A 14,167-nucleotide genomic window follows, 5' to 3' on the forward strand; every position below is an offset into this window, starting at 1 on the left:
AGGGAACTCAGGGTACAGAACGAATTACGCAGTGCCGCCGACGGTCAGGCTTTCCAGCTTCAGCGTAGGCTGACCCACGCCGACAGGCAGGCTTTAACCTTAATGACTACGGGTATATCAAGATTGTTTTTCGATCACTTCGTGGCATAATAAATATTCCCTGTACACATAAACAAGGATAGTTGAATGAAAAATATGTTTTGCGATATAAACTCAACATCAACATTCCCAAAATGGAATTTTATTGATGCTGGATTATGGTATTTATTTCCTGATGATGAAAGATATGTCACTGGTAATCCTAGGTTGTGGGCATATAAAGCCGCATATCTTCAGTATAATAAGGATAAGATAATTAGCCATGCTCATCGTGAAAAAATACCAGTGTTACTATTGGCTGGAGTTGCTGTCTCTGAAGTAGCGGGAACACCGGAAAGATTTAAAGCATATGGGGTTTTACAATACTATCAGATTAGAGATTATTTCAATAATAGCGGAAACACCATATCGAATAGAACTTCTGTCGGTAGTTTAGCTATTCAATTAAGAGCAGCAGCAGAAACACTCGGGATTGACCCATCTAAATTATCAACAACACAACAACTTCAATTATCCAATTGCTTATTAGATGATGATTTTAACATTAACATTGTTGCCAAACATCTTAAATCATTAATAATTTTTGACAATCCTAACATAAAAGATACGTTAAACATAAGCGATGAGCAATTAATAATAGCCGCATCTAAATAGCTTTCCGAAATAATAGATCATATATGGACGTCCCGTGGCGTACAAGTACTGACGTGATACGGTTTGCTGTCATATATCCGGCGTCTTTTTGGGAAAATTTTCCCGCGCCATGATGTCATCCGCACCCTGTTTCCTTATCACTTGACCGGTATTTTCTACCTGGATCTACTTCAGGTTATTACAGGGTTGGTTTACCGTTTTCTCATCAGTGCCTGCAAACTCAGGAAATCTTTTACTTTGTGCCGAACTAAATCATTACTTCATCGCAAATGCCTTATCCATATTGAAATCAACCGGTTCAGACAGCAACCGCCAGACAATACGTGTTAACTTATTTGCCAGCGCCACGGTGGCTTTCATTTTTCCCCGTCGCTCAGTGACATGATTAAGCCATCTTCCAAGACGGTCATCCCGCTTTTGGGCACAGCGCATGACCGCTCTGGCTCCATGAATGATGAGTGTCCGAAGGTCGCAGTTACCATTTTTAGTCATCGAAGTGAGGATGTGTTTCCCGCCGGAACTATGTTGCCGGGGAACCAGACCACACCAGGCGGAAAGTTGTCTTCCGTTAGCAAATTGTTCTGCATCAACCTCACTTAAAAAAGCGGCGGCGATGAGCGGGCCAACACCCGGTATAGTCATCAGTGCTCGATACCGGGGTTGCTGTTGACACAATGCTGCGATTTCATATTCTGTTGAACGAATATATTCATTCAGTGTGTGGATGTTTTCCAATAAAGTGGAAAGCAAATGGCGTAATACCGGAGACACAGGCTTTTCCGCATCTTCAATCAAATCGGGTAATCGCTGTTGCAAAGTGTGTATCCCAACCGGGAACTCGAAGCCCTGCTCAGCGGCCAGAGCACGAATTTGATTGGCGGCGGCGGTGCGCTGTTCGACCATCAACTGACGGGCACAACGCAGCGCTTTGATATCTTGCTGCTCAAGAGTTTTTACAGCAACAAAGTGAATCCCCGGACGAAATGCCGTCTCACATATTGCTAGAGCATCATTGGCATCATTTTTCTGATGACGAGTTAACGCCTTTACATGTTGGGTTGGAATGAGCCGGATGGCGTATCCCATGGATTGGAAAGTCCGCCCCCAGTAATGCGAGGTTGCACAAGCTTCCATTGCGATAAGTGTATCCGGCGGGAATTGACGAACAGTATCTAACAGCTTGCTGCGAGAAACTTTTCGATTCCAGGCAACGGTCCCATCATTCATCCAGACACAAAGCTGAAAAACGGATTTAGCCAGATCGATACCGACGACTTTTATCGTGTTCATGATGTTGTTCCTCTATAAATGGGACGGCTCAACATAAGTGTGGCAGGATTATGTTGAGGAGGGACGTCCATCACATCACTTGGGGGGGAACTCAGTCCAAGTTGAGCGATCTGATCAATCGCTGAATATCCCAAATCACCAACCGGACTGAGTCATGCCGATCATAACACCTATCCAACCCGACGAGCGTCAATTGATGCAGAAAACCATGCAGACGACACGCGACAAGAACCATTATCGCAGGCTTGCCGCTCTACTAATGCTTGATGATGGCATCTCCGTTTCCGATGTGGCTAAACACCTTCAGGCTGCTCGTTCCACCGTCGGACGCTGGATAAACTGGTTTACCCAAAGTGGCGCCGAAGGACTGGAAAGCCGACCCGCAGGACGACCGCCGAAATGGTCGCCAGAGCCTGTATTGCCGCTGCTATCTCATCTGGTTGATTACTCGCCACAGGATGTCGGATGGCTACGCTCGCGCTGGAGTCTGGAATTGCTGACCATGGAGATAAATGGTTTTTTCAACATTAATGCCTCACGAAGTACCCTGTATCGCTGGGTTAAGATGGCCGGTCTTGTCTGGCGTCGGGCTGCCCCCACACTGAAGCTCTCCGACCCAGATTACGATGAAAAAATGACCGCTATTCAGGCCGCGCTGGCTGTCAACAGTTCGGAACATCCCGTGTTTTATCAGGATGAGGTTGATATTGCCCTCAACCCGAAAATCGGCGCTGACTGGAGCCAGAAAGGTAACCAAAAACGGATAGTGACGCCGGGCCAGAATCAGAAACATTATCTGGCTGGCGCACTGCACGCGGACACAGGAAAGGTGACCTATATAGGCGGAATAAAGAAGACATCAAAATTGTTTATAAATCTGTTGGTTAAACTGAAACGCACATACCGGCACGCCAGCATTATCACACTGATAGTAGATAACTACATCATTCATAAAAGTAAGGAAACCCAGCGCTGGCTGGCAGTGAATCCGAAGTTCAACCTGCTGTTTTTGCCGACTTACTCGCCCTGGCTGAACAGAATAGAAGGGCTCTGGCATAAGTTGCATGAAACGGTAACACGAAATCATCACTGTCATTACATGTGGCAGTTATTGCAGAACGTAGCCCAGTTCATGGAGGCTGCTTCGCCTTTCCCTGGAAATGCACCGGGAAAGGCAAGGGTGTAGCAGTATTATGAAAAGCTATTTAGATATTCATTATCAGATATAGCCATTCCAAATAGTGGAGACGACTTGTCTATTGGTTTGACAAATGATATAGGCCCATGAGAAACATTATGGTCTCTTGTTATTCCATGTTCAAAAGCCAATACCATTATTTGATCTTCATGGCCATTTTGATACTTATTACCAATAGAGCTAAAAGTTGAACATCCAGCAGAAATAAGTCCCTGTTTTTTACCATTAACAGTCGCGTAAATTATATTTACCATAAAAATCCTTTTAAGATGTTATTTTACTTGTAACTATAGTTACGTTAAAAATCTCTAAGACCAAGTTAATTAACGTCTATACCTCTCATACTTAAAGCTGCTTATGCGTTGGCCGCCCTTGCTCACCCCAATCACTTACTTGCAGCGTATCCGCCAAAAACATAAAATAGATTTAATTCAATCAATTATAAACAATTTTGCCTTTGAATGACTAAACTGCCACGATTCAGACGTTTCAGCCGCGCTCATGAAGCGCGGTCTTAAAGGTAACTCAGGATATCAGAACGAATTACGCAGTGCCGCCGACGGTCAGGCTTTCCAGCTTCAGCGTAGGCTGACCCACGCCGACGGGCAGGCTTTGCCCTTCTTTACCGCACACGCCGACGCCGTTATCCAGCGCCAGATCGTTGCCGACCATCGAGATCTGCTGCATCGCTTCAATGCCGGAGCCAATCAGCGTTGCGCCTTTAACCGGCGTGGTGATACGGCCTTTTTCGATCAGGTATGCTTCAGATGTCGAGAAGACGAATTTGCCAGAAGTGATATCGACCTGGCCGCCGCCAAAGTTTGGCGTATACAGACCGTATTCAACGCTGGAGATAATCTCTTCCGGCGTGGATTTCCCAGCCAGCATGTAGGTGTTCGTCATGCGCGGCATCGGCAGATGCGCATAAGATTCGCGGCGACCGTTGCCCGTTGGCGCAACGCCCATCAGACGAGCATTCATCTTGTCCTGCATATAGCCTTTCAGAATCCCGTTTTCGATCAGGACATTGTATTGCCCCGGAACGCCTTCATCGTCCATCGAAACTGAACCGCGACGTCCGGTCAGCGTGCCGTCATCCACCACCGTGCACAGCTCTGACGCAACGAGTTTCCCCATCTGTCCGCTGAACACTGACGTACCGCGACGGTTAAAATCGCCTTCCAGACCGTGTCCTACCGCTTCATGCAGCAACACGCCCGGCCAGCCAGCACCAAGCACTACAGGCATTGGCCCCGCAGGTGCCGCCACCGCCGACAGGTTAACCAGCGCCATACGCACGGCTTCTTTTGCCCAGGCATCGACGCGCGCTTCGCCGTCAGCCACTTCCCAGAAATAGTCATAGCCGCCACGCAGGCCGCCGCCGCTGGAGCCGCGTTCACGTTTGCCCTCGGCTTCGACCAACACGCTGATCGACAAACGCACTAACGGTCGCACATCCGCCGCCAGCGTACCGTCCGTCGCCGCCACCAGCACCAGCTCATACACACCGGTCAGGCTGGCTGACACTTCCTGCACGCGCGCATCTGCGGCACGCGCGACCGTGTCGGCACGCTGCAACAGCGCAATTTTATCCTCACGCGTCAGGCTATCCAGCGGGTTCAACGTTGGATAAAGCGCATGATGCGATACCGCTCCCAACGTGTGCGCCGTGCCTGTACCCTGTTCCCGCACAATGCTGCGTGCTGCCTGCGCACTCTGGTGCAATGCGTTCAACGTGATCTGGTCGGCATACGCAAACCCGGTCTTTTCACCGTCAATCGCACGGATACCCACACCCTGATCGATATTGTAAGACCCGTCTTTGATAATGCGATCTTCCAGTACCCAAGATTCATGGTAGCTGGATTGGAAATAGAGATCGGCATAGTCCAGCCGGCGTTCATTAAGCGACCCCAGCACAGCGGCGAGATCGTCAAGATTCAATTTGCTGGCGGTGAGTAACTGCTCACTAACAAACGAAAGGCTCATAGTTTTTCACTCTTTATCAGATAATCGGCTGAGTACGCTGCGCTGCCCTAATGGCATTATTCGCCTTTCTTCTTGTTCGGCTCACGCAGCACTTCCTGAATCTTTGGCTGATCGAGGCTACCGGAAATCTGGTAGCGAATCAGCGAAATCTTGTTCCATAGCGGTGCCAGCACTTTACTGGCAGCAAACACCGCGGCCCCGACAACCGGGTTAACGGCAAATGCGGTCGCCACCCCCACCGTCGCGGAAATTTCTGGGGCGATAACCGCTTCCATATTGACCTGTCGCTTAGCAAGATCGAGATCGCCTTTTATCGCGATATCGGCCTCCAAACCGTCGACCAACATATCATCAGTATGCAGCACGCCGTCTTTAATCCATGCGGTACTGCGAATCGAGTCGAAATAAAACCCCCGACCAAACGTATCGCTAAAATCAAACCGCAGCTTACGCATCAGCGCATCGAAGCTCAATAAACGCAGCAGTTGCCCGGCCTGACCGGCACCGACTTCGGCAATTTCACCTTTACCGATGCGCGTGTGCAATATTCCGCTCAGGCTGGCAATATCCGGTGCCCAAGGCGTACCGCGCCAGTACAGATCGTAGTCCACATCGAAAGAACCGGCTTTCAGCGGTGAATCAACGCCAAACCAGTTGGCATTCTGCTCCAAACTCTCCCCCGTCAGACGGCCTTTTAGCGCCGTCCGCACGCCTTCTGCGTTTTCCTGCCAGGAGCCGTTTACTGTCAGACGCGCCTTGCCCGTATCAATAATGCCGTCCGTCAGCGTTAATTTTTCCTTTTCTGGCAGCAGCGTTCCCTGAATACGTCCCATATTCTGCCCGATAATCCAGCACTGGCGGCAGTTAACCGCCAGCGACGGCCAGTCTTCAAAGCTGATATTCGGGTCGTTCAGCGGCGATTTTTTCTCCGCCAGAGCCACCGGATTGGTCGCTTCATTCCCTTTCCACTGAGGATTGTAGTAGAGATAATTGATGTCGCTGCGCCACATGCCGCGATTGGGAATCGCAACCGTTCCGTCAATTTCGCGTCCTTTCGCCCGCACTTCACTGCCGCCAAGCGTATTTTTACGCGTGATTTCCAGATCGTGCCACTGCTGTCCCAACAGTTGCAGCTCAGGCGTCCGCAGCGTCACTACTTCAGGAAAACGCAGGGAACTATGTGCCTTTTTCCCTTCAGCTGGTGTCGAAGCACGCAGTGAAGGCAGAAGCCCCAGCCAGCTTTCAGCATCCAGCGGCGGAAGATCGAGCACCAGCGAGGAATCCCCTGGCAATGCAGGCGCCGCCGTTGCCCCGTTCTGCCAGCTTGCCCGTGCCAACGTCACGTTATCGCCTTTCAGCAGCCATTGGCTATTGAAGCGGTTATCCTTACCCAGCCGTCCCTGCATAGTAAAACCATTCAGGCCACCGCTGGCGTTGACTTCCAGCGGCAGGCTCTCGCCAGCAGGTTTATTGAGCGGGTTAGGTAAGTGACTACTCACTTTATTTAAATCAGATTGTACATCAATATGATAGGTTGTTTTACCCGAGTGCGGCAGGTTGACAGCAACCGTACTCTTCCAGCCTGCCGTGCCGGACAGCGCTTTGCTTACCGATGCCGGTAAACCGGGCAAGAGCGCAGGCTGCCAGTCACCCTGCAGGCCCACATTCACCAGAAAAGCCTTCGCTTGCTCTTCTGTTGTGAAGTTGACGGTCATCGGCTGATTCATCCAGTTCGCCTGGAGCGTTTCACTGCGTAAGTTACCGTTTTCATAGCGGAACTTACCCGTGAGATTCTTAATCGTGGTATCCAGCGGTTTGATATACAGGCTGTTATTGTTCAGCGCAATATCACCACTGGCGCGGACGTCATCACCAACAAGCGGAATATCCAGATGCAACGTACCTTTCACCGGCCCGCCAATGTTCAACTCGTCTAGCGCCGTACCCAGCGAGGATTTCAGCGGCGTCTGATGAAAATAGTTCCCCACTTCAGGCCCCGAACCGTCCAGTTCGCCATCAATGAGCAGCATCTCTTTTTCATAATCGGGAATGACCGCACTAATATTTTTACCTGCTACCTTGCCCAGCCAGATTTGCGGCGCAAACATCCACAGACCGTTGTTAGCAAAATCCAGATTGATATCCAGTGGCGTCAGCGCGGGCCAGCCCGGCTGAAACTCAAAGGTGGCCTCTTTAACCGGAACCCAGACTTCAAACTGGCCTTCGTTGTGGGTATACGGAAAATGCTGCGGATTGCCGGCAAAGATCAGCGTCGCGTTATCGACACGCCCCCCCTTCAGCGCACCGCTCAGATAGTCCACCAGTTCGGTGCCCATAAACCGTTCGGGATAATAGCGCCAGGTATCCGATGCATCGGTCAGCCGGATGCCTGCCAGAATATCCAGCTTCGGTTCTTGTTTGGCTGGCTGTTCATAGCGGAAATCACCATTAGCCCACAGTGATTTCGCCTGCACATCCAGCCCATGGCTCCAGAACGCCAGACCCTGTGCGTCGTCACGCCAGTCAATCGTGCCGCTGGCCTGCTTGATTTCCAGCGGTGCGCGGAACATATCCACATAGGGCAGCATGCTCTGTTTTAACGCGATGCTGACTTGACCACGCTCGGCGCTACCGCGCGCAGAACCGGAAAAATGATCGACACCCGGCAGCAGTTTCCACTGCTTCCAGCTCACATCCTGCCAGTTGGCGTGAAAGCGGCTTCGTTCCGGCTGTTGCAGGGGGATATCGACAGCAACGGTATTCAGCGTGCCCGTCGGGTGCAGTTCAGCCCAGCGCGCCTTCAAGGCTGGCGTCGTGGCGGACAGCAGTGGAAGCAGCGTGCTTACCCGCTCTAGCGCCAAATTGCTGGCTCGAATGCGGAGTTCTTCCTGCCGATCGGGTCCCAGCATGTGTTCATTTTTCGGCAGCCAGAGTGCGGAGAGCCGACCTTTCGGCCAGGTGATGCCATCCGTTGCCAAATTCAATTCAGGAACCTCCACCTGCCAGCCGTTTTCCTGACGACTAACATGTAGCGTCATGTCCTCGACATTCAGGCGATGTGCATCGCTACCTTCTCCCCAGCTTGCCGTCCCCTGATTGAGGAGCACATCACCACTGTGGATGCCACCATCACGGACGTTGAGCCACGCCGCCAGACTAAAATCAGCACTTTCCAGCCCAGTATTGTTTTTCATCCAGCGACTGAGCCAGGGCTTCATGTCGATATTGTCCGCTTGCAGGTAGAACGTGCCGTTGCCAAGCAGCCCCCGCTCATCATGCAAATCCATACGCATCTGCACGACACCATGCTGGCCGTTAAAGCTCGACAGGCTGATCAAACCTTCTGCACGGTGGCGTTTTTCGGAGTTCAACCAAGTCAGTTGAGGAATACTCAGCTCTGCACGGGAACCGGAGGGGGTAAGAAAGGTAATCTGGCTATCACGCAGGTCAAAGTGGTCAAACTGGCGCAGGAAAAGATCGCTGACCTTCCCTGACTCCATCAGTTTGCTATCCTGCTTTTGTCCGTTAAATTGGCTATTAAGATCGAGTTTTAATTGATGAAACGTGAGATCGCGAAACTGCCAGCGCCCGTGCAACAGCGACTGCCACACATCTAGTGCCAGCGTAATGCGGGCAACCTGCCAGTCTGACTCCGGCAGAGACGTACGAAATTGTTCAATTTCCAACGTAGGGCCAAAGGACTCCCAACGCCCCGTCATTGAGCCAATTTCTAGCGGGACGCCAGCAACAGACTGCGCCCAGGCCACCAGCTGTGGCCGAAAATGATCGAGCTGTGGCAGCACCAGTCTTAAGCCGCTGACTAACAGCGCAACCATCACGACAAGCGTGGCACCCGTGATGACTACGATTCCGGGCAGTCGCCTCACTAATTTCTCCTTCTTTCGTCGCCGACGACGAGCCCACGAATTTACATCATTACGACGTCAAACTGCTCCTGGCTATACAGGGGTTCGATTTGTACTTTGACCTGCTTGCCAACGAAAATTTCAACCTCAGCTAACGCGTGCGATTCTTCACTTCTCAGCGCTTCCCCGACAGCCGGTGAGGCATAGACCAGGAAACGGTCGGTGTCATAAGCGTGGTGGACGCGCACAATTTCACGCATGATTTCATAGCAGACGCTTTCTACCGTCTTCACCGTGCCACGACCATGACACGTCGGGCATTCATGACACAACACGTGTTCGATACTCTCACGCGTGCGTTTACGCGTCATCTCGACTAATCCTAGTTGAGAGAAGCCGTTTATACTGGTTTTGACCCGATCTTTACTCAGCGCCTGCTCCAGTGAATGCAGCACTCGTCGACGGTGCTCTTCGTTATTCATATCGATGAAATCGATAATGATGATGCCGCCAAGGTTACGCAGCCGCAGTTGTCGTGCTATCGCCTGCGTCGCTTCCGTATTGGTATTGAAAATGGTTTCATCCAGATTGCGGTGACCTACGAATGCTCCCGTATTGATGTCGACGGTCGTCATCGCTTCGGTCTGGTCGATGATCAAATAGCCACCGGACTTCAATTCAACCTTTCGGTCCAGCGAACGCTGAATCTCATTTTCCACATCAAACAGGTCAAAAATCGGCTGCTTGCCCGCATAGTGTTCAAGTTTACGGGTCATCTCTGGGATATATTCGGAGGTAAATTCCAGCAGCGCTTCATACGTCAGTCGGGAGTCAATTCGAATACGATCCAACGCTGCCCCGGCGAAATCACGCAAAATTCGCTGTGCGAGCGCCACTTCGCCGTAGAGTTTACATTTGGTCTGGTTGCGCTTTTTGCGTTCCATCACCTTGCCCCACAGACGCTTCAGGAACGCGGCATCCTGCGAGAGCTCTTCTTCACCGATCCCTTCCGCTGCGGTGCGAATGATGAAACCGCCATCATCATCACAATAATCAGCCACCGTTTTCTTTAAGCGCTCGCGTTCCGCTTCGCTCTCAATGCGCTGCGACACCCCAACGTGCGAGGCTCCAGGCATAAACACCAGATAGCGCGATGGCAGCGTGATATCGGTAGTCAGACGCGCGCCTTTGGTTCCCAGCGGATCTTTAACCACCTGAACCATGAGATCCTGCCCCTGACGCACCAGTTCGGCGATATCACGGACGTGAAAATTCTTCTGTTCGTCACCAGCAACGCATTCAGTATGCGGCATAATATCGGACGCGTGCAGGAACGCCGCTTTATCCAGACCGATATCCACAAACGCCGCCTGCATACCTGGCAGAACGCGACTCACGCGGCCTTTATAAATGTTACCGACAATTCCGCGTTTCGCATCACGCTCAATGTGAATTTCTTGCAGAATGCCGCCGTCGATATAGGCAACGCGCGTTTCTGACGGTGTGACGTTTACCAGTAACTCAGCAGTCATGTTTTCCTCTTGCACTCCGCAACGCAGCAAAATTACTGAATAGTTCGTGAGTTTCTACCAACGGTAGTCCAACCACCGCGTAATAGCTCCCGTTAAGCGACCGGACAAAGCACCCACCTTTGCCCTGAATACCGTAAGCCCCAGCTTTATCCATCGGTTCACCGCTGGCAATGTATCGTTCGATATCCTGCGGCGAGAGCGGACGGAAGATAACATCGGTTATCACCAGACAGCTCAAAATATCGTCTTTATCTGCCAGCGCGACGGCCGTCATCACCTGGTGTTGTTTCCCGGACAGGTTGCGCAGCATCTCTGCCGCATGGGTTTCGTCGTGCGGTTTTTCCAATACCTGTCCGTTCAGCACCACGATGGTATCTGCCCCCAGCACGGGCAAATCTAACGGTGCAATCGCGACGCCTGCGGCCGCTTTCTCATGCGCCAGACGCCGAACGTAAACGTCCGCCGCTTCCTCCGGTAAACGCTGTTCTTCCACCGCCGCATTCAGTACAGAAAAAGGAATATCAAGCTGCGCGAGCAGTTCGCGGCGACGGGGAGAAGCGGAAGCCAGGTAAAGCTGGGTCATGAATCACCTTATTGCACAGTAAACTGACGACGAATTTTACGCATCAGCAGGAACAGCCACGGCCAGAGTACCCCATCAACGACGCTGTTCCAGAGCGTTTCCGGTCGGAAAGAGACATTAATAACTAAAAATTCCGCCCAGAACACCGTGAGATCCATCAACAGCGACAGTAGCATGACGATTAATGCCTGCTGCCATAGCGCCATATTACGGAACAGTTGAAATTTAAAGGCCACCAGATAAGCAACAATGCTCAACGCCAGCGCCCGTACTCCCAGTGTAGATCCAAGAATCAGGTCCATAATCAGACCCAATATAAATCCTGTGCCGACATTTACCCGATGCGGCAATGCCATCACCCAGTAAATAAGAAATAGCGTCAGCCAAGAGGGGCGAAACATGTAGATTTCATCCGGCCACGGCATAATCTGCAACACCATGGCGATCAGAAAAGAAAGCCAGATAATCCAATTGCCATGTCTGCGATAACGGTTCATTGGCGACCTCTCTGCGACTCGGCAGTGGGCGCAGCGATATCAGGTGGAAGCGGCGGCCCCATTTCATCAGGTGAAGGTAACACCTGCGGCATCATCTGCATCAGGCGTTCATTAGCAACCCGATGCACTTCCGCTGGCGGCAGCGACGTATTGGCGTTATTTTCCACGCCCCACAGCAGCAATAGATAGCGTAGGCGCTGTAGCCCCGCCGTCGGACGTGCCTGAATAATCGTATAGGCTCGCTGCGTATCAGCCTTGACCGATGACACAACACCAACGGGATACCCTTCAGGGAAACGCCCGCCCAGACCCGATGTGACTAACACGTCACCCACTCGGATATCGGTATTATTAGGCAAGTGCTCAAGTTGCAGATCGTCGGTACAACCATTACCAGCGGCAATCACGCGGATATCATTGCGCAGCACCTGAATCGGCAACGCATGGGAAACATCACAAATCAATAAAACCCGGCTGGTAAATTGGCCAACCGCCACAACCTGACCCACCACGCCTTTATCACTAATAACCGGTTGCCCTTCATACACGCCGTTCGCCAGGCCTTTATCAATCACCACCTGATCGCTATAAGGATCAGTTCCGGTAGACATCACCTGCGTGACCATCTTCTGCTCATCCTGACGCAGCGGCGAGCCCAGCAGTTCGCGTAGCCGTGCATTTTCCTGTTTGAGTTGACCTAACAGCAACAGGTCACTGTTTTTCATCAACAGTTCCTGACGCAGCGCGGTATTTTCAAGGCCTAATTGCTCGCGAGTTGCCAGTGAGGCAGACATGTTGTCCAGAGCCTGACGCGGCCCATTTGCCAGAAAATAGAATGGGCTGACGGCGGTGTCCATGTACGTTCTGATTTTGGCGAACGAACCGAGCCGACTGTCCGCAACGATCACGACAATCGCGGTAACGACAGTAAAAAAAAGTCGTAATTGCAGGGAAGGTCCCCTGCTAAAAAGCGGCTTCATAAAGTTTGCGTATTCCTCGACAGCAACCTCAAATCGCTCCTGGCGATTTTTAACGTCACAAAGCAGCGCCCCATAGGGCTACAGGCAAATAAAAAAGGGGTAACCACGAGAGATGAAAAACGCAGGCGTTCATCCATCCGGTCCCCCCCTTTTTCCAGACAAGATTACTCTTCGCTGAACAAATCGCCACCGTGCATGTCGATCATTTCCAGCGCCTTACCGCCGCCACGGGCAACACAGGTCAACGGATCTTCAGCCACTACAACCGGAATGCCGGTTTCTTCCATCAGCAAACGATCCAAGTTACGCAACAGTGCACCGCCGCCAGTTAACACCATACCGCGCTCGGAAATATCGGAGGCCAGTTCTGGCGGGCACTGTTCCAACGCGGCCATGACGGCGCTGACGATACCCGTCAACGGCTCTTGCAGCGCTTCCAGAATTTCATTGGAGTTCAGCGTGAACCCACGTGGAACACCTTCAGCAAGGTTACGGCCACGCACTTCAATCTCAAGGACTTCGTCGCCCGGATAAGCAGAGCCAATTTCATGTTTGATACGTTCTGCCGTCGCTTCACCGATCAGTGAACCATAGTTACGACGAACATAGTTGATGATCGCTTCATCAAAGCGGTCACCACCAATACGAACGGAAGAGGAGTACACCACGCCGTTCAGTGAGATCACCGCCACTTCCGTCGTACCACCACCAATATCCACCACCATGGAACCGGTCGCTTCAGATACGGGCATGCCAGCACCGATCGCAGCCGCCATCGGCTCTTCGATCAGGAACACTTCACGGGCACCAGCACCCAGCGCAGATTCGCGAATGGCGCGACGCTCAACCTGTGTCGCACCGACCGGCACACACACCAGTACACGCGGGCTTGGGCGCATAAAGCTGTCGTTATGCACTTGCTTGATGAAGTGCTGCAACATTTTTTCTGTGACCTGGAAATCGGCAATAACGCCATCTTTCATCGGGCGAATCGCCACGATATTCCCAGGGGTTCTGCCCAGCATCTGCTTGGCATCATGGCCGACTGCTGCCACGCTTTTTTGGGAACCAGCACGATCCTGACGGATCGCAACCACAGAGGGTTCATTCAGTATGATGCCCTGCCCTTTAACATAAATTAGGGTATTGGCGGTACCCAGGTCGATGGACAAGTCGTTGGAAAACATGCCACGAAATTTCTTAAACATAACGAAAGGATAATCCTGCAAGCTGGGGGCGAAAAATAAATCCGCCTACTTTACCAACCACACGAAGCAGCGACAAGGCACGAAAAGGCTCTGCTTCGGTGAAAAATAAGTCTGCATTGCGCACATCGACATCAGAGAGAAGACACAGAATGCTGTCTCCTCAGGCAGCAAGGCATTTTACCCCTGCCCACCCGACAAAATTGCACTAACACAGGACATAAAATCTAACATTTAATCGGATTGGCGCTAACGTGAGCACACACTAACCGAT

The 14,167-nt window shown here is 51.5% G+C and carries 10 protein-coding genes and 1 pseudogene; 2 read left to right on the plus strand and 9 right to left on the minus strand.

Features of this window, described 5'->3' with window-relative positions; translation table 11 throughout:
- Positions 1–186 precede the first annotated feature (186 nt).
- Complete coding sequence (locus AACH44_RS18900; RefSeq protein WP_261849041.1) at positions 187–753, plus strand: hypothetical protein; 567 nt, start codon at positions 187–189, stop codon at positions 751–753.
- Between the two features lie 255 nt (positions 754–1,008).
- Here the strand turns inward: AACH44_RS18900 and AACH44_RS18905 are convergent, their stop codons facing one another.
- Entirely contained in the window at positions 1,009–2,043 is a 1,035-nt protein-coding gene (locus AACH44_RS18905; protein WP_261850241.1) for an IS110 family transposase, read from the minus strand.
- A 154-nt stretch (positions 2,044–2,197) separates the two neighbouring features.
- On the opposite strand from AACH44_RS18905, the gene AACH44_RS18910 reads away from it, so the two are divergent.
- On the plus strand, positions 2,198–3,229 hold the full coding sequence (locus tag AACH44_RS18910; protein ID WP_338659408.1) for an IS630 family transposase: 1,032 nt from the start codon (positions 2,198–2,200) through the stop codon (positions 3,227–3,229).
- 17 nt (positions 3,230–3,246) lie between these two features.
- On the opposite strand, the pseudogene tssD reads toward AACH44_RS18910, so the two are convergent.
- The 8 genes and pseudogenes from tssD to mreB form a co-directional block, all read right to left on the minus strand.
- Positions 3,247–3,495: pseudogene (gene tssD / locus AACH44_RS18915) on the minus strand (type VI secretion system tube protein TssD); the annotation flags it as partial.
- A gap of 289 nt (positions 3,496–3,784) precedes the next feature.
- A complete protein-coding gene (tldD, locus tag AACH44_RS18920) occupies positions 3,785–5,230 on the minus strand; it encodes a metalloprotease TldD (RefSeq protein ID WP_261850032.1) in 1,446 nt (481 codons plus the stop codon).
- A gap of 56 nt (positions 5,231–5,286) precedes the next feature.
- Positions 5,287–9,117, minus strand: coding sequence for an AsmA2 domain-containing protein YhdP (yhdP, locus tag AACH44_RS18925; protein WP_261850031.1), 3,831 nt, complete (start codon positions 9,115–9,117; stop codon positions 5,287–5,289).
- A gap of 41 nt (positions 9,118–9,158) precedes the next feature.
- Positions 9,159–10,628 (minus strand): ribonuclease G, encoded by a 1,470-nt coding sequence (gene rng / locus AACH44_RS18930; protein WP_261850030.1) that lies wholly within the window; start codon positions 10,626–10,628, stop codon positions 9,159–9,161.
- Positions 10,618–11,211 carry a Maf family protein gene (locus AACH44_RS18935; RefSeq protein ID WP_261850029.1) on the minus strand — a complete coding sequence of 198 codons (594 nt, stop codon included), beginning with the start codon at positions 11,209–11,211 and terminating at the stop codon, positions 10,618–10,620. The genes rng and AACH44_RS18935 overlap by 11 nt, the downstream gene beginning before the upstream one ends.
- An 8-nt stretch (positions 11,212–11,219) precedes the next feature.
- A complete protein-coding gene (gene mreD / locus AACH44_RS18940; protein ID WP_107170719.1) occupies positions 11,220–11,708 on the minus strand; it encodes a rod shape-determining protein MreD in 489 nt (162 codons plus the stop codon).
- Positions 11,705–12,688: a rod shape-determining protein MreC gene (gene mreC / locus AACH44_RS18945; RefSeq protein ID WP_261850028.1), complete on the minus strand. Its 984-nt coding sequence runs from the start codon at positions 12,686–12,688 to the stop codon at positions 11,705–11,707. Before mreC ends, mreD begins: the two co-directional genes overlap by 4 nt.
- A 164-nt stretch (positions 12,689–12,852) precedes the next feature.
- Complete coding sequence (mreB, locus tag AACH44_RS18950; RefSeq protein WP_107170717.1) at positions 12,853–13,896, minus strand: rod shape-determining protein MreB; 1,044 nt, start codon at positions 13,894–13,896, stop codon at positions 12,853–12,855.
- Positions 13,897–14,167 lie beyond the last annotated feature (271 nt).

This window comes from Pectobacterium araliae (genome assembly GCF_037076465.1).
GTDB lineage: Bacteria > Pseudomonadota > Gammaproteobacteria > Enterobacterales > Enterobacteriaceae > Pectobacterium > Pectobacterium araliae.

What these genes read in the sequence shown, in the direction of transcription:
- AACH44_RS18900 (WP_261849041.1), top strand. Translation starts at nt 187, where the DNA reads ATGAAAAATATGTTTTGCGATATAAACTCAACATCAACATTCCCAAAA.
- AACH44_RS18905 (WP_261850241.1), bottom strand. Translation starts at nt 2,043, where the DNA reads ATGAACACGATAAAAGTCGTCGGTATCGATCTGGCTAAATCCGTTTTT.
- AACH44_RS18910 (WP_338659408.1), top strand. Translation starts at nt 2,198, where the DNA reads ATGCCGATCATAACACCTATCCAACCCGACGAGCGTCAATTGATGCAG.
- tldD (WP_261850032.1), bottom strand. Translation starts at nt 5,230, where the DNA reads ATGAGCCTTTCGTTTGTTAGTGAGCAGTTACTCACCGCCAGCAAATTG.
- rng (WP_261850030.1), bottom strand. Translation starts at nt 10,628, where the DNA reads ATGACTGCTGAGTTACTGGTAAACGTCACACCGTCAGAAACGCGCGTT.
- AACH44_RS18935 (WP_261850029.1), bottom strand. Translation starts at nt 11,211, where the DNA reads ATGACCCAGCTTTACCTGGCTTCCGCTTCTCCCCGTCGCCGCGAACTG.
- mreD (WP_107170719.1), bottom strand. Translation starts at nt 11,708, where the DNA reads ATGAACCGTTATCGCAGACATGGCAATTGGATTATCTGGCTTTCTTTT.
- mreC (WP_261850028.1), bottom strand. Translation starts at nt 12,688, where the DNA reads ATGAAGCCGCTTTTTAGCAGGGGACCTTCCCTGCAATTACGACTTTTT.
- mreB (WP_107170717.1), bottom strand. Translation starts at nt 13,896, where the DNA reads ATGTTTAAGAAATTTCGTGGCATGTTTTCCAACGACTTGTCCATCGAC.